This is a genomic window from Nocardia sp. GP40 (assembly GCF_050434125.1).
GTDB lineage: Bacteria > Actinomycetota > Actinomycetes > Mycobacteriales > Mycobacteriaceae > Nocardia > Nocardia albiluteola.
The window spans coordinates 329,484-349,212 of sequence record NZ_JBNPVW010000001.1 but is presented as its reverse complement, the minus strand read 5'-3'; the positions used below and the strand labels follow the sequence as shown (position 1 = coordinate 349,212).

18 protein-coding genes and 1 pseudogene are annotated in these 19,729 nt (G+C 68.2%); 7 read left to right on the top strand and 12 right to left on the bottom strand.

Features of this window, described 5'->3' with window-relative positions:
* Window positions 1–52: 52 nt before the first annotated feature.
* Window positions 53–1,288 carry an ROK family protein gene (locus ABH933_RS01425; RefSeq protein WP_429414179.1) on the bottom strand — a complete coding sequence of 412 codons (1,236 nt, stop codon included), beginning with the start codon at window positions 1,286–1,288 and terminating at the stop codon, window positions 53–55.
* Between the two features lie 138 nt (window positions 1,289–1,426).
* Here ABH933_RS01425 and ABH933_RS01420 point away from each other — a divergent pair, with 138 nt between their 5' ends.
* Genes ABH933_RS01420 through dgoD form a run of 5 tightly spaced genes read left to right on the top strand, consistent with a single transcriptional unit; the run spans window position 1,427 to window position 7,120 of the window.
* Window positions 1,427–2,476, top strand: coding sequence for a substrate-binding domain-containing protein (locus ABH933_RS01420; protein ID WP_215918763.1), 1,050 nt, complete (start codon window positions 1,427–1,429; stop codon window positions 2,474–2,476).
* Window positions 2,467–4,002: a sugar ABC transporter ATP-binding protein gene (locus ABH933_RS01415; RefSeq protein WP_429414175.1), complete on the top strand. Its 1,536-nt coding sequence runs from the start codon at window positions 2,467–2,469 to the stop codon at window positions 4,000–4,002. Before ABH933_RS01420 ends, ABH933_RS01415 begins: the two co-directional genes overlap by 10 nt.
* A 56-nt stretch (window positions 4,003–4,058) precedes the next feature.
* Window positions 4,059–5,141 carry an ABC transporter permease gene (locus tag ABH933_RS01410; RefSeq protein WP_429414173.1) on the top strand — a complete coding sequence of 361 codons (1,083 nt, stop codon included), beginning with the start codon at window positions 4,059–4,061 and terminating at the stop codon, window positions 5,139–5,141.
* Between the two features lie 57 nt (window positions 5,142–5,198).
* The gene (locus ABH933_RS01405; protein ID WP_429414169.1) at window positions 5,199–5,978 is read left to right on the top strand and encodes an SDR family NAD(P)-dependent oxidoreductase; all 780 of its coding nucleotides are present in this window, start codon (window positions 5,199–5,201) and stop codon (window positions 5,976–5,978) included.
* On the top strand, window positions 5,975–7,120 hold the full coding sequence (gene dgoD / locus ABH933_RS01400; protein ID WP_429414166.1) for a galactonate dehydratase: 1,146 nt from the start codon (window positions 5,975–5,977) through the stop codon (window positions 7,118–7,120). The genes ABH933_RS01405 and dgoD overlap by 4 nt, the downstream gene beginning before the upstream one ends.
* 18 nt (window positions 7,121–7,138) lie before the next feature.
* On the opposite strand, the gene ABH933_RS01395 is transcribed toward dgoD, so the two are convergent.
* The 7 genes from ABH933_RS01395 to rpsB all read right to left on the bottom strand — a co-directional run bounded on the left by ABH933_RS01395 (window position 7,139) and on the right by rpsB (window position 13,704).
* Window positions 7,139–8,815, bottom strand: coding sequence for a metallophosphoesterase (locus ABH933_RS01395; protein ID WP_215918758.1), 1,677 nt, complete (start codon window positions 8,813–8,815; stop codon window positions 7,139–7,141).
* A gap of 169 nt (window positions 8,816–8,984) precedes the next feature.
* Window positions 8,985–9,209 (bottom strand): hypothetical protein, encoded by a 225-nt coding sequence (locus tag ABH933_RS01390; RefSeq protein ID WP_429414163.1) that lies wholly within the window; start codon window positions 9,207–9,209, stop codon window positions 8,985–8,987.
* Window positions 9,210–9,331: 122 nt separating this feature from the next.
* Complete coding sequence (locus ABH933_RS01385; protein ID WP_429415646.1) at window positions 9,332–10,264, bottom strand: phosphatidate cytidylyltransferase; 933 nt, start codon at window positions 10,262–10,264, stop codon at window positions 9,332–9,334.
* Window positions 10,265–10,333: 69 nt separating this feature from the next.
* Window positions 10,334–10,891: a ribosome recycling factor gene (gene frr, locus ABH933_RS01380; protein WP_215918757.1), complete on the bottom strand. Its 558-nt coding sequence runs from the start codon at window positions 10,889–10,891 to the stop codon at window positions 10,334–10,336.
* Window positions 10,892–10,960: 69 nt separating this feature from the next.
* Entirely contained in the window at window positions 10,961–11,689 is a 729-nt protein-coding gene (pyrH, locus tag ABH933_RS01375; RefSeq protein ID WP_215918756.1) for a UMP kinase, read from the bottom strand.
* 247 nt (window positions 11,690–11,936) lie between these two features.
* Window positions 11,937–12,761 (bottom strand): translation elongation factor Ts, encoded by an 825-nt coding sequence (gene tsf, locus ABH933_RS01370; RefSeq protein ID WP_215918755.1) that lies wholly within the window; start codon window positions 12,759–12,761, stop codon window positions 11,937–11,939.
* Window positions 12,762–12,867: 106 nt separating this feature from the next.
* Window positions 12,868–13,704: a 30S ribosomal protein S2 gene (rpsB, locus tag ABH933_RS01365; protein WP_215918754.1), complete on the bottom strand. Its 837-nt coding sequence runs from the start codon at window positions 13,702–13,704 to the stop codon at window positions 12,868–12,870.
* Between the two features lie 999 nt (window positions 13,705–14,703).
* Between rpsB and ABH933_RS01360 the strand changes: the two genes are divergently transcribed.
* Window positions 14,704–15,171 (top strand): M23 family metallopeptidase, encoded by a 468-nt coding sequence (locus ABH933_RS01360; RefSeq protein ID WP_429414157.1) that lies wholly within the window; start codon window positions 14,704–14,706, stop codon window positions 15,169–15,171.
* Between the two features lie 83 nt (window positions 15,172–15,254).
* On the opposite strand, the gene ABH933_RS01355 is transcribed toward ABH933_RS01360, so the two are convergent.
* On the bottom strand, window positions 15,255–16,019 hold the full coding sequence (locus tag ABH933_RS01355; RefSeq protein WP_429414154.1) for a siderophore-interacting protein: 765 nt from the start codon (window positions 16,017–16,019) through the stop codon (window positions 15,255–15,257).
* Between the two features lie 266 nt (window positions 16,020–16,285).
* On the opposite strand from ABH933_RS01355, the gene ABH933_RS01350 reads away from it, so the two are divergent.
* A complete protein-coding gene (locus ABH933_RS01350) occupies window positions 16,286–16,801 on the top strand; it encodes a DUF1990 family protein (RefSeq protein WP_429414151.1) in 516 nt (171 codons plus the stop codon).
* Window positions 16,802–17,009: 208 nt separating this feature from the next.
* Here ABH933_RS01350 and ABH933_RS01345 read toward each other — a convergent pair whose 3' ends face one another.
* From ABH933_RS01345 to dprA, 3 genes and pseudogenes are all read right to left on the bottom strand, one after another.
* Window positions 17,010–17,933 (bottom strand): tyrosine recombinase XerC, encoded by a 924-nt coding sequence (locus tag ABH933_RS01345; protein ID WP_429414149.1) that lies wholly within the window; start codon window positions 17,931–17,933, stop codon window positions 17,010–17,012.
* A 122-nt stretch (window positions 17,934–18,055) separates the two neighbouring features.
* Window positions 18,056–18,383, bottom strand: a pseudogene (locus ABH933_RS01340) (transposase); the annotation flags it as partial.
* 42 nt (window positions 18,384–18,425) lie between these two features.
* Window positions 18,426–19,544 (bottom strand): DNA-processing protein DprA, encoded by a 1,119-nt coding sequence (dprA, locus tag ABH933_RS01335; protein ID WP_429415643.1) that lies wholly within the window; start codon window positions 19,542–19,544, stop codon window positions 18,426–18,428.
* Between the last annotated feature and the right edge of the window lie 185 nt (window positions 19,545–19,729).

Below are 19,729 nucleotides of genomic sequence, written 5' to 3'. Positions count from 1 at the left end.
CCTCGATCCCGGTCAGCAGGAAGGCGCGGAGGAATCCGAGGCCGAGGGGAAGCTAGGTCGAGCTCGCGCGCTGGGCCCGGCGTGCGGCGATCGAACCGAAGGTCTCGCGGTCGGCGAGGAACGCCTCGAGCGCCAGGGTGGCGGCGCCGAGGCTGGCCGGGTTGTGCGGCAGGGTGCACAGTTGCAGGGAGACGGCCTCGAAGGGCGCGGTCATGGCATGCTCGGCGGCAACCCGCCGGGTGGCCTCCAGCAGCGGCTCGCCGAGGAGGTTCGCCACCAGATCGCCGAAGACCATGGTGCGCGGATTGAACAGATTCACCAGATTCGCGACGGCGACACCGAGGTAGTGGCCGGTGATCTCGATCACCGTGCGCGCCAAGGTATCCCCGCGTGCAGCGGCTGTCGCAATGGCCGCGATGGTGGCGGCGTCGTCGGACCGCAGCAGACCACTGCCCGGATCGTGCTCGCGCAGCGTGGCCACGATGCCGGGCGCACCGACATAGGCCTCCACGCAACCTCTTCGCCCACACCGGCATTCGCGCCCGTCCAGCACCAGGATGGTGTGCCCCCACTCCCCCGCGCTGTTGCCGACGCCGCGATACAGCGCGCCGTCGATCACCACACCGATGCCGACCCCGGCCCGCAGCGTGAGCACGATCAGATCGTCCACGTCGCGGCCCGCCCCGAACCACAGCTGTGCCACGGCGCTGGCCTTGAGCGGATTGTCCAGGTACACCGGATGCGAAAGATGCCGCTCCAAGAGGCTTTTCAGCTCGATGTCGTGCCAGTCCCAATACGGCGAGAAGACCGAGACCCCGCGCTCGGGTTCGACCGGCCCGGGCACGCTGAGTCCGACGCCCAGCACCCTGCCCGCGTCGGCACCGACCAGCTCGCGGATGCCGCGCGCTATCAGCGCCACCACATCCTCGGGCCGGGTGGCCGTCGGCTCGACCGGAATCTCCACCGAGCGCAGCACCGTCATAGTCAGGTCGAACAGGTCGAAGTGTATTGCCGTTTCGGCGATGTCGACCCCCGCCAGCATCCCGCGCTCCGGGTTGATCGCCAGGCGCGCCCGCGGGCGCCCGACGCTTGCCGCATCGTAGCCGAGCTCCGCCAGCACCCCGACGTCGAGCAGTTCGGCGATCATGTTGCCGACCGTGGCGAACGACAGCCCGGTCGCCTTGGCAACCTCCTGGCGACTGATATATCCAGGCGCCGCGGCATACACCGCCTGCAGGACGGCGAATCTGTTGCGGCGCCTGATGTCACGCGCGGTCAGCTGGTACACGCCAGGGATCCTTCCGCTTCGGCGCCACTCGTCCGAAATCACTTCGACCAACGGTATTTACAACAGTTACCAGAAGTCATAGTGTGACCGCCACCACCAAATAATGCCGACTGTGCGGCAGATCACCTAGGAGTGTCCATGTCCTGGACCCACCATCGTCGTTGGACCGGCGTAGCAGTGTGCGGATTGGCGCTGGCCCTGGCCACCTCCGCCTGTTCCTCCGGCAAGGAATCCGGCTCTGCCGCAAGCGGACCCCAGCACCTGACCAGCAAGATCAGCCTCGTGTACGCCCAGAAGCAGGGCGACCAGGAGTATTTCATCGACGAGGCCGACGGCGCCAAGGCCAAGGCCGCCGCGCTCGGCGCGGACCTGAAGGTGGTGGATCTGGGCAACGACGCCAACAAGGCGATCAGCGAGACGCAGAACGCGGTGAGCCAGAAGGCCAACGGCATGATCGTCGTCCCGCCGGACCCGGCGGTCGGCCCCCAGGTCGTGCAGCTGACCAAGGCGGGCAACGTCGCGCTGCTCAGCTCCGACGACCAGGTCTGCGTAACCGGCCCCGACCCCTCCAAGTGCGATGCGAAGGATCTGCTGCCCCGGGTCGGGTTCAGCGGCACCCAGATGGGGACCGATGTCGGCACCCGCGCGGGCGAGGACTTCAAGAAGTCCGGCTGGAACCCCGCGGACACCGCGATCGTGGACGCCTGGAAGCAGGACGTGACCGTCTGCACCGACCGGGTCAAGGCCAACGAGAAGGCGTTCGCCCAGGCCGCGGGCGCGCCCGTGCGGGTGATCGAGGTCGGCACCGACAACACCCCGTCCGATGCACAGAACAAGATCTCCGCGACGGTCGCAGGCAACCGGTCGGTGAAGCACTGGATCGTCATGGGCTGCAACGACGAGAACGTCAGCGGCGGCGTCTCGGCGATCCAGAACGCCGGCTACTCCGCCGACGACGTCCTGGGTGTGGGCCTCGGCGCCTACCTGGCGTGCAAGGAGTGGCGCAGCGGCAAGCCCACCGGATTCAAGGCCGCGCTGTTCATCAACGGCACCGATGTCGGCGCGCTGGCCGTCCAGACCATGGTCGACTACCTGAAGAACGGCAAGGCGATGCCGGCGGAGGCGTTCGCGCCCACCAAGATGGTCGATGCGAGCAACTGGCAGCAGTCGGGGCTGAAGTGCAGCTGAACGACCAGCGGGGCGGGCTGCGCGCGAACGCGATCTCCAAGAGTTTCGCCGGCGTGCCCGCCCTGCGCGAGGTGAGCGTGGACTTCCCCGCGGGCGTGGTGACCGCACTGATCGGCGAGAACGGCGCCGGAAAGTCCACGCTCATCAGGATTCTCGGCGGCGATCACCGTCCCGACGGCGGCGATCTCGAGCTCGACGGCGCACCCTTCGCCCCTGCCACCCCGGCCGCGGCGCGCACCGCCGGGATCCGGGTGATCGCCCAGGAGCCCGAGATCGTGCCGCACGTCTCGGTCGCGGAGAACGTCTACCTCGGCGAATTGCCCCGCCGTGCCGGACGATTCGTCGATCGGGCGGTCCTGAACGCCCGGATGCGCGAAGATCTGGCCCGGCTCGGCTTCGAGCGCGCCCTGGATCCGGACGTGCTCGGGTCGAAACTGACCGCCGCGCAACGCCAGCTGGTGGAGATCATGCGGGCGCTGACCACCGAGGCCAGGGTCATCGCCTTCGACGAGCCCACGTCCTCACTGTCCGACCACGAGACCGAGTCGCTGTTCGCACTGATCGGGCGGCTGCGCGAGCAGGGCCTGGCGGTCATCTACGTCTCGCACCGGATGCGAGAGATCTTCCAGGTGGCCGACCGGGTGGTCGTGCTGCGGGACGGCGCGATGGTCGGCGAGCGATCCACCTCCGAGACGACCGATCGCGAGATCGTGGCGATGATGGTCGGGCGCGATCTGTCGACGGTGTTCGCGCGCAAGCACAATGTGCCCGGCCGGGTCCTGCTGGAGGTCGATGCGGTCACCACCGACGACGTGCGCGAGGTGAGCCTGACGGTGCGGGCCGGGGAGGTCGTCGCGCTGGCCGGATTGGTCGGCGCGGGACGGTCCGAGCTGGCCGGAGCACTGGTCGGGGACCTGCAGATCCACTCCGGCGAGGTGCGAGTGGACGGCACGCGGCTGCACCTGCGCCAGCCCCGCGATGCGGTGCGCGCCGGCATGGGATATGCGCCCGAGGAGCGCAAGGCACAGGCGCTGCTGCTGCACCGCGGCGTGCGGGACAATATTTCGCTGGCGGTGCTGGATCGGCTGCGGCGGTTGAGATTCGTGCGCCGGGCCGCCGAAACCCGGCTGGCCCGAGAGTATGTCGACGCCCTGCGGATCCGAACGCCCTCGCTCGAGCAGGAGGTACGCAAGCTCTCGGGTGGCAATCAGCAGAAGGTGGTGCTGGCGCGCTGGCTCGCCCGCAAGCCCACGGTGCTGATCCTCGACGAGCCCACTCGCGGTGTCGATGTCGGCGCCAAGATCGAGATCTATCACGTCATCGAGGAATTGGCCGAATCCGGTGTGGCCGTACTGGTCATCTCCTCCGAGCTGCCCGAGGTGCTGGGCCTGGCCGACCGCATCGTGGTCATGCAGCAGGGACGGGTGACCGGCGAGCTGAGCCGCGACGAGGCCAGCGAGGAGGCCATCCTCGCGCTGGCCATGGCCTCGGACCTGACCGCCGCGGACTCGGCGCCGACACCCTGACGACTCATACATCCGGCGCCGACGGGCCCAGATGATCTCTCCCGCAAGGATTCTCAATGACCGACCAGAGCACGACCCCGCATCCGGCGGCCGGCCCCACCTCCGACTCCTCTCCCGGCGCGCCGGAATCCTCCACCGCGCGCCGCCTCGACTCCTCCGCCCTGACCCCGCGCCGAATACTGCGCGCGATCGGCCCGGGCAACCTGAGCCTGATCGGTGCGCTGGTCGTGCTGGTCATCATCTTCAGCTCCCTCAACGGCGGCTATCTCTCGACCGGGAATCTGGCCGGAATCGGTGACGCGGTCACGGTTTTCGGGCTGCTGGCCGTCGTGCAGACTGTGGTGATCATCTGCGGCGCGATGGATATCTCGGTCGGATCGCAGGCCGGGGTCGCCTCGGTGATCAGCGCGATGGTGTTCACCTCCATGGGGAGCAACCCGTGGCTGGGCATCCTGGCGGCGATCGGATTCGGCGTGGTGCTCGGAATCGTCAACGGCATCATCATCGTCTACGGCCGGGTCAATCCGGTGATCGCGACGCTGGCCACCCTGGCCGCCTACAAGGGCCTGGCGCAGTTGATCTCGGGCGGCAAGGCGCAGGGCTTCGTGCTGGACAACGACCTGTTCATCTTTCTGGCGCGCGGCAAGGTGCTCGGGCTGCCGGTGCCGGTGATCATCCTGGCGGTCGTCTCGATCGGCGTGCATGTGCTGCTGAAGTACACCGATGTCGGCCGCAACATCTACGCCATCGGCGGCAACGACACCGCGGCCCGGCTCTCGGGCATCAACATCAACAAGTACCTGATCGCGGTCTACGTACTCGCGGGCATCGTCGCCGCGATCGCCGGAATCATTCTCACCGCGCGCACCGGATCGGGCCAACCGGTCTCGGGGAGTGAGGGTTTGGAGCTGCAGTCGATCACCGCCGCGGCCCTGGGTGGCAGCGCACTCAAGGGCGGCAAGGGCACGGTCGCGGGCACGCTGCTGGCGGTGCTGCTGCTCGGCGCGCTGAACAACGGGCTCAACGTGGTCGGGGTTAACACCTTCTGGCAGAACGTCGCTCAGGGCGCGCTGCTGGTCGCCGCGGTCGTCATCCAGCAACGGCGCAGCGGTGAGCGTGCGGTCGGGCTGCCAACGTAGTCGGCGCGGGCACGACATGCGGCGAGTCGGAATATCCTGCACCGCTGGGCATTCGGCGTGCCCGAGCCGATCATGACGGCGGCATCGCGTCGGCTGACCGGCCGGGTCGCGGTCGTCACCGGCGCCGCTTCGGGAATTGGGGCGGCAACCGCCGCGCGCCTGGCCGAGGAGGGAGCCGCGGTGGTGCTCGCGGACATCGCCGAGCGCGGCGACGACGTCGCCACCGGACTGCGCGCCGAGGGATACCGAGCCGCTTTCGTATCGTGCGACGTGTCCCGCGAGGATGATTGGACCATGCTCGCGGGCCGGGTTCACCGGCTGTTCGGGCCGCTGGATGTGTTGTGCAGCAGCGCATTCACACATCGGAACGCCGCGGCGCACGAACTGACACGACAGGCCTGGGACGAGGGCCTGGCGGTCAACCTCACCCCGCTGTTCCTCGGCGTCCGCACCTTCCTCGAGGACCTGCGCGCCCGCCGTGGCAGCGTCATCGCGATCTCCAGCGTGCACGCCCACTTCGGCCTGCCGGGACGGCCCGGCTACGCCGCGGCCAAGGGCGGGCTGACGGCGCTGGTGCGTCAGCTCGCGGTCGAGTACGGGCCCGAGGGCATCCGCGTGAATGCCATCCTGCCCGGCCCGATCCTCACCCCCGCCTGGGACGGCATCGACGACGCGGGCCGGCGCGCCTCGGCCGCGGCGACCGCGCTGGAACGCCTCGGCGATCCGGACGAGATCGCCTCCGCGGTGGCGTTTCTCGCCTCATCCGATGCCTCCTACATCACCGGCGCGGAGCTGGTGGTGGACGGCGGTTGGAGCGTTCGCAAGGAATCCCGATGAAGATCACCGCCCTGACCACCTACCTGGTCGCGCCGCGCTGGTGTTTCCTGCGGATCGACACCGACGAGGGCCTGATCGGCTGGGGCGAGCCGGTGGTCGAGGGCCGCGCGCAGACGGTCGCCGCGGCGGTCGCCGAGCTCTCGGACCACCTCGTCGGCGCGAACCCGATGAGTATCGAAAGGCATTGGCAGACACTGACGAAGGGCGGCTTCTATCGCGGCGGGCCGATCCTGTCCAGCGCCGTCGCGGGCATCGATCAGGCGCTGTGGGACATCACCGGCAAGGCCCTGGGCATACCAGTCTGGCAGCTACTGGGCGGGGCGGTGCGCGAGCGGATCCGGATGTACGGCTGGATCGGCGGCGACCGCCCGGACGACGTCGCCGCCGCAGCGCTGGAGCGAAAGTCCCAGGGCTACACGGCGATCAAGATGAATGCCGCCGCGGAGCTGGAACCGATCGACACACCGCGCGCGACCCGGGAGATCGTCGAGCGGGTGGCGGCCGTGCGCGCCGCGGTCGGCGAGGACTTCGATATCGCCGTCGATTTCCACGGTCGCCTCAGCATGGCGATGGCCCGGCGTGTGCTGCCGCTGCTGGAGCCCTATCTGCCGATGTTCGCCGAGGAGCCGCTGGTACCCGAGCTCGGCGATCGGCTCGGCGAGATCACCGGCGCGACGAGCATTCCCATCGCCACCGGCGAAAGGTTGTACTCACGCTGGGATTTCGCGGCTGCGCTGCGCGCGGGCATCGCCGTGGCCCAGCCCGATCCGTCCCATGCGGGCGGGATCTCCGAGGTGCGCAGGATCGCGGCCCTGGCCGAGACATACGGCGCGAGCCTGGCCCCGCACTGTCCGCTGGGCCCGATCGCGCTGGCCGCGGCCCTGCAGGTCGGCTTCGCCACCCCGAATCTGCTGATCCAGGAGTCCAGCCTCGGCATCCACTACAACAGCGGGACGGATCTGCTGGACTATCTGCTCGATCCCGCCGTGTTCGACCTCCGCGGCGGCTACGTTGCGCGTCCCGACGGCCCGGGCCTCGGCCTGACGATCGACGAACGCGCCGTGGCCCGCGCGGCGGAATCCGGTCACCGCTGGCGCAATCCGATCTGGCAGCGCCGGGACGGTTCCCTGGCGGAATGGTGAACGGGCGCGGGTGCGCTGTTACCGCCGCACCAGCCGCCGGAAGGTGACTTTGTCGAATTCGCGGCCGGATGCGTCGACGGCGGTCACATCCATCTCGCTGGAGAACACCCCGGGCCGGACGTCCACGCGGATGAACGAATAGCGGCTGAAGCGCACCCGCGACCACTGCGCCGCCTCGAACTGCTGCTTACCATCGCGATCCCACAGCCCGGACTTGGCAACGGCGGTGTCGGGCAGCTCGTGACCGCGATAGGTCTCCCCGAAATCGAATTCGCCGTGCGCCGCACCACCACCGCCGACCACGTAGTAGACGGTCCCGTCGGTCTCGGGGTAGACGATCGAGTTGTCCGCGGCCACCCTCGTCGCACGACCGCCGCGAATCGGATCGGTGCGCTCGAAGCAATGATTGTGCCCCTGCAGCGCCAGATCCACGCCATAGCGATCGAACAGCGCCGCGAACGCCCCGCGCACCCCATCGTCGCTCGCGCCGCCCACGCCGGTCGCATAGGCGCATTCGTGAAAGAAGCAGACGATGAAGTCGATCGCCGGGTCGGCGCGCAGCGAGGCCAGGGTCCGCTCGAGCCAACTCGTCTGCGCGCCACCGGAATAGCCCAGATTGGCCTGATACTGGTAGCACGCCTCATTGGCGTCCAGCGAGAGCACCGCGACATTGCCGTAGCGGAACGAGTACACCGAGGGGCATCCGGCGGGACCGTTGCCGGGCATATCCAACCGCTTGGTCAGCCCGCCGTATCCGTGCGTGCCGTAGACCGCCTCCATGTCGTGGTTGCCGGTAGCGAACATCCACGGCACGCGCGCGGCGCTGGATTCGATCAGGTGGAAGTAGTCGTCCCAGACAAACGGGTTGTAAGCGTCGATGCCCTTGGTCTTGGGCGCTGCGCTGGGCACGAACCAATCCGTCCCACCGCCGTGCGAGGGGTCCGCATAGCTGATATCGCCGGCCAGAATATGGAAGTCCGGGTTCGCCGCGACGATCTGGCGCTGGATGGCGTCCGCGTTGCGCGATCCGGGCGCATCGCCCTTGCCGTACTTGTTGCGATACGCGCCGGGCTTCATGCCGGCGGGCTGCGACGGCATGTCGTCGGTGCCCTGATCGCCCATCATGGTGAAGCGGAACGGCACCAGCGCCGCGCGCGAGCTCGGCATCGCGGTCGCAGCCGCAGCCACCTCACTCACGAAGCCATCGGAGGTGCGCCACCGGTAGAAGTGCGGAATCCGCCCCGGCAGACCGTCCACCGGAGCGTGCACATAAAACTGTTCCGCGGCCAGCACTCCGCCGTCCGTGCGCGGCAGCTGGGTGACCAGATTGCGCACCTCCGCCTCGACGCTCGCACCCAGCGCGGGCGTCGGGCCGTGTTCGAGATAGACCTTCCCCCGGCTCGGATTGCGCGACAGCTGCGCGGAGAACCGCAGCTGGCTGGCGGCATCCGGGCCGAAGCCGACGTGCCTGCCCGCCACCGCCAGCGGGGCATCTTGGGCATAGGCCAGCGCGCCGAACGAGGAGAAACCGGCGGCCACACCCGCCGCGGTGCTGCCACGCAGAAACGAGCGGCGACTCACGGGGTGCCGCCGCAGATACGACCGGTGCCAGTCGTACTGCTCGTCCATCGTCATCCGCGCCGCCGCGGCCGCGGGAATGCCGGTGTCCGGCGCCAGGCCGTCAGGGTTGAGCATGGGAAACCTTTACCGGTCGTTCGGGTGGATCCAACTCATCCAAATGCGACCAGATTACGGAAGACCTACGCTCCGATGAACAGGCAGGCCTCCCAGGCATGCACGGAGGCCGGTCGCGCACGCCGGTCGAATGCGGTTCTGCGCCGGGCCATCCCGGCTCCCGGACTCATCAGGCCACGCTCGGGGCGGACAGATTGTCCACCCGTTGCTGAGGCGGCGCGTCGTGGTTGGTACCCGCGGGGTGGACCGGGTCGCGCTGGCTCTGGCACGGCACATCGGCCTGGTAGACGTCTTCGCAGGCGGGCAGCGGATGCTCCGCCAGGGCTGCGCCGGCGCCGAATACCGGGCCGAGCGCGATCGCGGCTCCTGCGGCGGCGATCATCACGGTATGCATGGTGGTTCCTTCCGTCCGATGGAATCTGCACCACTCATCCAACCCGCGACAGCTGTGTATTTGCTGCCAAAGGGCGCGGAATTCGCCTATAGCTCAATAGATTTCAATGATTGAAACCTGAATTACAACAGCGCGGTCAGCACCAGCCACGATACGAACGCCGAGGGCAGCATCGAATCCAGGCGATCCATGATGCCGCCGTGCCCGGGCAGCAGGGTGCCCATGTCCTTGATCCCCAGCTCGCGCTTGACCTGGGATTCGATCAGATCGCCGGAGGTGGCCACCAGCACCACCGCGACACCGAGCAGCACGCCGATCATCGAATTGGCCTGCAACAGCAGGGTCACGGTGAGCAGACCGCCGATGACGCAGAACACCAGCGAGCCGGCGAAGCCCTCCCAGGACTTCTTCGGGCTGATGGCCGGAACCATCGGATGCCGCCCGAACAGCACGCCCGCCACATATCCCCCGACGTCCGAGCAGACCACCAGGATCATGAACGTCAACACCCGCAGATTGCCGCGCGGTTCGGTCAGCATCACGATCGCGAAGGAGGCCAGCAGCGGAATCCAGGACAGTACGAAGATCGTGATCGCGGTGTCGCGCAGGAAGTTCCGCGGCGTCGCGGAAAGCCCGTGATCGAACAGTCGCCAGGCCATGCAGATCAGGACCGTGAGCCCGAATGCGCCCGCGACGCCGTGCGTTCCGTACGGCCAGGCCAGCCAGATCATCGCCTGCCCGCCCACCAGCAGCGGAATGCGCGGCACCAGCACGTCGGCCTCGCGCAGCCGCTTGGCGACCTCCCAGGTGGCGATGGCGATGGCGACCGCGATCACCCCGACCAGGATCTTCGGGGCGAACAGCAGGATCGCGATGAGCGACAGGCCCAGGCCGAAGCCGACCGCCAGCGCGGCTGGTAAGTTACGGCCGGCCCGAGAGGATTTCGCCGGTTCCGGGGCAGTCGGCCGCTCGGACGGCTGCTCTCCCTGTGCGTCCGGAGTACCGGGTGCTTCGTTCGCCGGCGTGCCCTCGCCACCGGACGCCTGTTCGGCCATCATCGTCCCGTTGTTCACGTATCCGTCCACTCCGTCCCCACCCCGGGCAGGCACTCGTTGCCGGGCCTGTCAGACCTCGAGCAGTTCCGATTCCTTGTGCTTGACCAGCTCATCGATCTGCCCGACGTATTTGCCGGTGGTCTTGTCCAGTTCCTTCTCCGCGCGGCCCACCTCGTCCTCGCCGGCCTCGCCGTCCTTCTGGATGCGGTTCAGCTCCTCCATCGCCTTGCGCCGCACGTTGCGGATGGCGATCTTGGCGTCCTCGCCCTTGGACTTGGCCTGTTTGACCATCTCGCGGCGACGCTCCTCGGTGAGCTGCGGAATGTTCACCCGGATGATGTCGCCGTTGTTCGACGGGTTCACGCCCAGATCCGAGTTGCGGATCGCGGTCTCGATGGCCACCAGTTGCGCCTGCTCGTAGGGCTTGATGACAAGCATCCGAGGCTCGGGCACGGTGATGCCGGCCAGCTGGGTGATCGGCGTCATGGTGCCGTAGTACTCGACGACGACCCGGCTGAACATGCTCGGGTTCGCCCGGCCAGTGCGAATGGATCCGAGATCGTCCTTCGCCACCGAGACGGCCTTTTCCATCTTCTCCTCGGCGTCGAAGAGTGCTTCTTCAATCACGACCGTTTCCTCCACAGCGTTCGTCGTTGTCGGTTCCAGGATCCATCGAGACGCACCGCCCCGGCGAATTCAGGACCGAACCAGTGTGCCGATCTTCTCGCCGGCCACCGCGCGGGCGATATTTCCCTTCGTCAGAAGATTGAACACCAGAATCGGCATCTGGTTGTCCATACAAAGGCTGAAGGCGGTGGCATCGGCGACCTTGAGTCCCTGCTCGATCACCTCTTTGTGGGTGATCTCGGAGAACATGGTGGCCTCGGCATCCACCCGCGGGTCGGCGGTGAACACGCCGTCGACCGCCTTGGCCATCAGGACCACCTCGGCGCCGATCTCCAGAGCGCGCTGGGCCGCGGTGGTGTCGGTGGAGAAGTAGGGCATGCCCATGCCGGCGCCGAAGATGACCACCCGGCCCTTCTCGAGGTGCCGCTTGGCCCGCAGCGGAATGTAGGGCTCGGCGACCTGGCCCATGGTGATCGCCGTCTGCACCCGGGTGTCGACGCCCTGCTTCTGCAGAAAGTCCTGCAGCGCAAGGCTGTTCATCACGGTGCCGAGCATGCCCATGTAGTCCGAGCGGGCGCGCTCCATGCCGCGATCCTCGAGCTCGGCGCCGCGGAAGAAGTTGCCACCGCCGATCACCACCGCCACTTGCACGCCGGTCGCGACCACCTCCGCGATCTGCTCGGCTACGGTCTGCACCACATCCGGGTCGAGCCCGACATTGCCGCCGCCGAACATCTCCCCGCCCAGTTTCAGAAGTACTCGGCGATAACCCTTACGGGCCGGTTCCGGGTCGGACATCGGTCTCCTTCTCCTCGGGAGGAACTCCCCCGCCTCCCCGCGACTTCAGCGTGCCGCTGCTTGCCACGAGACTTGGTCGTCGGGCCGGCGGATGACGGCCCGCTCAAGGTGGGCCCGTCCCCGGTGAGTTACCCATGTGCTTACGAAATCAGTTGTCGTGTTGGCATAGAACAATGCCACAAGTGCCAATGAGCCCCTCACGCAGATCCTGTGCGCAAGGGGCCCATCGACTCGATCTTGGGCGAGCTTACGCCTGGCCGACCTCGAAGCGCGCGAAACGGGTCACGGTGACACCGGCCTCGTCCAGCAGCGCCTTGACGGTCTTCTTGTTGTCGGTGACCGACGGCTGCTCCAGCAGGACGACGTCCTTGTAGAAGCCGTTGACGCGACCCTCGACGATCTTCGGCAGGGCGGCCTCCGGCTTGCCCTCCTCCTTGGCGGTCGCCTCGGCGATCTCGCGCTCCTTGGCGACGAGCTCGGCCGGGACGTCCTCGCGGGTGAGGTACTTGGCCTTGAGCGCGGCGACCTGCATGCCGGCGGCGCGAGCGGCCTCGGCGGCGCCCTCACCCTCGCCCTTGTACTCGACCAGCACGCCGACGGCGGGCGGCAGGTCGGTGGCGCGCTTGTGCAGGTAGGTCGCGACCGGGCCCTCGAAGGACACGACGCGGCGCAGCTCGAGCTTCTCGCCGATCCTGGCGGCCAGCTCCTGCACGGCCTGGTCGGCGGTCTTACCACCCAGGTCGACGGTCTTCAACGCATCCAGGTCGGCCGGGCGCGACTTGGCGGCGGCGGCGAGGACGCCGGCGGCCAGCTCCTGGAACTCCGCGTTCTTGGCGACGAAGTCGGTCTCGGAGTTGATCTCGATCATGACGCCGTCCTGCGCGGCGACCAGGCCCTCGGCGGTGGAGCGCTCGGCGCGCTTGCCGACGTCCTTGGCGCCCTTGATGCGCAGGAACTCGACGGCCTTGTCGAAGTCGCCGGCGTTCTCCTCCAGAGCCTTCTTGCAGTCCATCATGCCGGAGCCGGTGAGCTCGCGGAGCCGCTTGACGTCAGCGGCGGTGTAGTTCGCCATCCTGGCGAGCCTCCTTCGGTGGGAGTGGGTGTCAGGTCTCTAGCGCCACCATGCCGACCGCTTCCGAACAGGAAGGGTCGGCACGGTGAAGTTCCGAGCGGAGTTTCTAGCTCTCGGCGGCCGCGGGCTCGGCGGCCGGAACTTCGGCGGCCTCGTCGGCGGCCGGAGTGGCCTGAGCCAGCAGTTCCTGCTCCCACTCGGCGAGCGGCTCGCCCGCGGCACCGGCCTCCGGCTTCGAGTCGCCACCGGCGCGCGAGGCACGAGCCTGCACGCCCTCGGCGACGGCGGAGGCGACAACCTTGGTCAGCAGCGCGGCCGAGCGGATCGCGTCGTCGTTGCCCGGGATCGGGTAATCGACCAGGTCGGGGTCGCAGTTGGTGTCCAGGATCGCGATGACCGGGATGTTCAGCTTGCGAGCCTCGCCGACGGCGATGTGCTCCTTGTTGGTGTCGACGACCCAGATGGCGGAGGGGACCTTGGCCATGTCCCGGATGCCACCGAGGGTGCGCTCCAGCTTGTTCTTCTCACGCGTCAGCATGAGGATTTCCTTCTTGGTGCGACCCTCGAAACCGCCGGTCTGCTCCATCGACTCCAGCTCCTTCAGGCGCTGCAGCCGCTTGTGGACGGTCGAGAAGTTGGTGAGCATGCCACCGAGCCAGCGCTGGTTCACATACGGCATACCGACGCGGGTGGCCTCGGCGGCGATGGACTCCTGCGCCTGCTTCTTGGTGCCGACGAACAGCACGGTGCCGCCGTGGGCGACGGTCTCCTTGACGAATTCGTACGCCTTGTCGATGTACGTCAGGGTCTGCTGCAGGTCGATGATGTAGATGCCGTTGCGGTCGGTGAAGATGAAACGCTTCATCTTCGGGTTCCACCGGCGGGTCTGGTGACCGAAGTGCGCGCCGCTGTCGAGCAGCTGCTTCATTGTTACGACAGCCATAGCTGCGTATCCCTCTTTCGTTGCTGGTTGCCACAGGGATCGGCGACCCCTGCCCTGGCGTCCACGGCCGCCGGACCCCGATAAGGGGACCAGCCGACGGCTCTTGCGCTGGACGCGCGAAGTCGGTCCGCGATGAGCGAACCGCGGGATCAGTCTACGAGCCCGCGGCCAGAAGTCCTAAACGGGGTGCTGCGGGACCGTTAACCCCAGGAGATGGGAAGCACGATTTATTCACATCCGGGGGAGTTGTCCACACTCGCCGAAGAAGGCCTTTCGCGACACGAATACGCGATGCACGGTGTGGACATGAACGCACTCAGCACGAGGCGAGGACGCCACCGGGCCGATCGCGGACACCACCGCGCGTGCCCGGCGTACAGCTCGTTCAGGAGTGAACAACGCCCCGCTCGCAGCTACCACGAGCTCGACCTCGTCGGATTCGACCACAGTCACCATTGCGCCGTACCCGATCGATACCGCACAGGTTCTGGTAGCCGCATCCGGCGGCACGAGGTGCGCGTCCGTACCCACACCGAGCACGGAAACTGGCCTATCCGGCACCATCCGCTCCCCGCCGACCGCGGTGCGATCGGCAACAGACACCACGGTCTGCCCGGATGCACGCATACCGATCGGGGACAGCGGCCGATTCGGGATTGCTCGCATCCTGCCGACCGTGGTCTCGACCACCGCGAGCGCACACTCGCTCACGGGACCGGCGGACGCGGCCCCCTCCGCAGCCGATACCGATCGCAGTCCGGAGAAAACAGCCGTGACGGCGGGCCGCGCCATCCGCGCCCCGGCACATACGGCCCAGGGCGAAATCCGGACCGTTCGCATGCCCCCGGGCATGGTCCCCGCCGCGGCCGCCACCGTGCGCAGACTCGCCGGAGCCGACTGCATCGGATCACCGCAATCGTCCTCGGCTGGCTGCTGATTCCGGTCCTGTCCGCGACGCATGCCGATACGAGTACGGGCGGCCTCCACCGGCCGCCGGACGTGCGCCAGCCGGTCACGCGCCGATACGACGAACCGGCCCGCCCGCACCCTGGAGGTTTCGGGTGGCCACTGCGGCCGCGGCCGCCGGTTGTGCGGCGGTTCGACATACCCCTGCACGATTGGCTGCCCGGGCATCGGGGAGTCGATCTCGGCGGCGTCGCGAGGCAGCCGGTCCTGGCGTCCGGGAACGGCGTGGTGGCGTTCGAGGGTGAGGTCGCCGGAAAACCGGTGGTATCGATCGATCACCCCGGCGGGCTGCGCACCACATATGAGCCCGTGCGGGCGTCGGTTCCAGTGGGGCACAGGGTGGTTCGCGGCGAGGTGCTCGGCGCGCTGGAACCGGGACATCCCGGCTGCAGCGCAGCCTGTCTGCACTGGGGGCTGCGGCGCGGGCGGGAGTATCTCGATCCACTCGGCCTCATCCACTTCGCGCCGCTACGACTCAAACCAGTGCGGCCGGACGGGTGACGAACCCGGGCGCCCTACACCGATTGCCGAAAGCCTCTGTGCTGCAATCATTCCCGGATGGACCCCGCGCGTTCTCCCTGCGGCTACCGGCGTGCGCCGACCGATTGGCCCTCGCTTTCGGCAAGCTCGCGCTTCCACTGCCGGAAGGTCTCCTCGGTGCGCCCGCGGCGCCAATAGCCCGAGATCGAGGCACGATCCGCCGGGACGTTGCGCTCCTTGCGGATATACGGGCGCAGGTTGTGCATGACGGCATGCGCCTCGCCATGAACGAAGACGTGGACCTGCCCCTCGCGCCACGGCTCGGCGCGCACCGCCTCGGCCAGCGCCGAGCCGGGCTCGCGATCACCGCGATGCACCCAGGTGAGCTCCACGCCGGCGGGGCGGGCGAAGTCCAATTCGTCCGAGGGACCGGCGACCTCGACGAAGACCCGGCCCACCGCCAGTTCCGGCAGTGCGGCACACGCGGCGGAGATGGCAGGCAGCGCCGATTCGTCACCGGCCAGCAGATGCCAATCGGCGTCGGAGCTGGGGGCGTAGGCGCCACCGGGGCCCGCGAGCTCCAGCGGATCGCCCGGCCTCGCGGCGGCGGCCCAGGGGCCCGCAACACCCTCCTCGCCGTGGTAGACGAAATCGATCGCGATCTGCTCCAGCTCGGGATCGATCGAGCGGACCGTGTACGTGCGCGTGGTCTCGCCGTCCTGCCCCGGAAATTGCAGCTTGACATAGGCGTCGGTGAAGCCGTTGGGCTGGAATGCCGCGAACGCGGGGCCGCCCAGATGGACCCGGATCAGATGGTCGGTCAGGCGTTCGGTGCGCCGGACCACAAAGGACAAACGGGTACGAGCCAAGGGACACCTCCATATTAGGGTTACCTAATAGACGATAACACGAAGTATCACCGATAGCTCGCGATATGTCTACGAAGACTAGTTCGGCAACTTCCGAAGTACCCGCGGTCGGTGCGCAGGTACTTCCGGCCCGCGACGATGAGGCCTCGCGTGGGCTCACCCGAGAAGGCCGTCGGCCGGCTCGCTTACGCCTGCGGTCGAGGTCGTGAGCGAGCCCACGACCGAAGCAGTGACCTTGCGTCGGCGGCGTGAGCCAGGATGGACGCATGCCGCACGAACCCGACGTCCCGCCCTTCACCTATTCCGAAACCGGCTGCACCAATGGTGAATTCCCGCCCGGCTATCACCAGTTCCGGCTGCGGCGGCCGATCGGCACGGGCCGGCCCCTGTTCGACTCGGCCGCCGAGCAGATCCTGGCGTACCGGATGCAGCGCGGGACCGGCATTTTCGACTCCGCGAGCGCACCGGCCGCAGCCCCGGGCACGGCTCTGACCGTCCGCCTGGGCATCGGCCCCATCGCGATCACCGCACCCTGCCGCGTCGTCTATGTGCTGAATGAACCGGATCGCCGCGGCTTCGCCTACGGCACGCTGCCCGGCCACCCCGAGATCGGCGAGGAACTGTTCGCCGTGGAGTACGAAGCGACCACAGATGCCGTCTACGGCCTGGTCGCGGCCTTCTCTCGCCCAGGCGCCTGGTACGCCCGGTTGGGCGGACCGGTCACCCGGCTACTGCAGCGCTACATCGCCGGAAAATACATCGATACAATCCGGCCGAGCTGACCGGTAGACGTCTCAGCGGAGAATTCCTGGCCTCCGGTGGTCCGACACTCGGCGCAGATGTAAAGCCGCCCAGGCACTTCCAGTGTGCGGATCGGCGCAGTTCACATCGCACTCGGAACCCGGCAGTGGGTGCAGTCTCCGGCGCCGACGGACTGGCATCCACGATCACGGACCCTGCCGGCCGCTCGCATTCGGCCGTGGATTCCGCTCAGGCTCGGGGATGAGCCTGGTCGTGGACCTTCTTGAGGCGCTCGATGGAGACGTGGGTGTAGAGCTGTGTGGTCGCCATGCTGGCGTGACCGAGCAGTTCCTGCACGATGCGCAGGTCCGCCCCGCCCTCGAGCAGATGTGTCGCCGCAGTGTGGCGCAACCCGTGCGGACCCATGTCCGGCGCACCGGGAATTGCCGAAACTACCTCGTGCACTACGGTTCTGGCCTGACGCTGGTCGAGCCGGCGACCGCGGCGGCCGAGCAACAGCGCCCGCCCCGATTCGGCATTCGCGAAGTCCGGGCGGCCCGATCGCAGCCAGTCCCGCAGCGCCTCATCGGCAGGTCCCCCGAACGGGACGGCGCGTTCCTTGTTGCCCTTGCCGAGCACCCGGACCAGGCGGCGCTCCGAATCGATGTCGTCGATGTCCAGCCCGCACAGCTCGCTCACCCGGATCCCGGTGGCATACAGCAGCTCCACGATCAGCCGATCGCGCAGAGCCATCGGATCCTGTTGCGCCGCACCCGACTGCGCCGCATCCATCGCCGCGGCGGCCTGCTCGCGCCCCAGTACCGCGGGCAGTACCCGGTGTGCCCGAGCCGACCCCAGGCGCGGGCCGGGATCGACGGCCAGCCGCCCGGCGTGGGTCAGCCAGGCGGTAAAGGTGCGCGCCGCCGAAGCCCGCCGCGCCATGGTCGTGCGCGCCGCCCCGGATCCGGACTGCTCGGCCAACCAGGACCGAAGCAACGCCACATCGATCTCCCCCACCCCGGAATCCGCTGCCCGAGAACACAAGTGTGCCAGTAGCGACCGCGCATCGGCCACATAGGCCCGCGCGGTGTGCGCCGACCTGTTCCGCCCGAGCCGCAGATGCCGCCCGAACTCCTCGAGCAGGGCCTCCAGATCCTCGGGCAACGCGTCCATACCCTCCACGGTCACCGCACCGGCCGCAATCGGCAAGTTCCCGCGCCGTACAGGCAGGCAGGCCGGTTGCCTTCCCACGTCGGTTGCGGGGCGGTCTCACACCATCTCCGCAGGCGAGAACCGCGGTCGATCGCCACCACTGTGCGCCCGTACCAGTCCGCCTTGTATTCCAGCATCGATCGCACGCGCCACACTGTGATTGCGGACCATGTTCCGCACATTCAAGTCCTCGATCGCCACAACTTGGTTTTCGTTGATCAATCGGGTCGAGAGCTTGTTCAGGTGGTCACGACGCCGGTCGACAATGCGGGCGTGGATACGAGCGACTTTCAGTCGGACCTTCGCACGATTCCTCGAACCCTTCTGCTTTCGAGACAGGGCGCTGGCCCCCGACACTGTCACCTGCGACGGCAATTCGCCCTCTGGCAGGGGACGCGACCACCGGGCCTCCGAGTCACCCCCGAATCGGCCGCTTTCACCGTCTGAAGGCCATTACGGCCCTGCGCGCGACGCGATCCTGAACCAGCCGGAGTGGTCCGATCCGACCAGGCCCGCTAGCTCCAGGGCCGCGAGCACCGCACGCACGCTCGCCGGCTCCAGGTCGCACTGCTGCACCAGCTCCATCGGCAGCCGCGAGCCAATTGCGGGAAGTGCCGCGTAGATCAACGCCTCGACGCCGGACAGCGAGTCGCCCGGACTCGGGCGAGGGTCGCCGGGCAGTGACAGGCGCAACGGGCCGGCCTCGTCGATGATCTCCTCGGCGCGGCTGACCAGTAACGCTTCCCCCTCACGAATCATGCGATGACACCCCACCGAGGTCGACGAGGTAACCGGTCCGGGTACGGCCAGCGCCGGGCGGCCCAGGCGGCGAGCCCATTTCACGGTGTTACGCGCGCCGCTACGCAGCCCCGCCTCGACAACCAGTACACCGTCGGCGAGTGCGGCGATGAGCCGATTCCGGGCCAGAAAGTGCTCCTTGCGAGCGGCCACGCCGGGCGGATATTCGCTCAGGACGAGCCCGGCATCGGCGATCTCGGCCAGCAGTTGCGCATGTGCCGCCGGATAGGGCCGATCGACCCCGCACGCCAGCACCGCGATCGTCGGCGCCCCCGAGGCGAGTGCCGCACGATGAGCGGCTCCGTCGACCCCGAAGGCCGCGCCCGAGACAATTGTCCACCCGCGCGCCGCGAGGTCGCTGGTGATCTGCCCGGTCACCAGCTCGCCGTAGCCGGTGCTGCACCGCGAGCCCACCACCGCCAGGGCCTGCTCGCTGGAGCCCAGCAGCGACAGCGGTCCCCGTGCCCACAGCACCAGCGGCGTCGACGCGTCCTTGTCGCGCCCCGGGTCGAGCTGGCTCAACCCGAGCAGACGCCACGCGGGCCACTCCGGATCGTCCGGGGTGATCACCCTCCCGCCCAGTCGCGCCATGGCATTCACATCTCTTTCGGCGCAGTCGATCCCACGACGCCGCTCGGTCGGCCCCCGCAACGACTCCGGCAGATCGCACTCGCGCACGGCCCGCGCCGCCTCGACGACTCCGATCTGTTCGATCAGTGCCGACAGCGCCGCGCACGGCCCCTGGACCACCCGCGAGAGGTACACCCACGCCAGCAGCCGCTCGTCATCCACGGACGGGAGAAACACCGTCACCGGCAGCTCCGCAACCGCACCCCCGGCCGTCGCGGCATCAACGCCGACGGAATCGTCGGCGGCGTCGAAACCCGCACCCGCGCAATCCCGCAAACCGACAGCGGACCCCTCGGTATCCGTCGGCACCCGATAACCGTCCGCGGGAT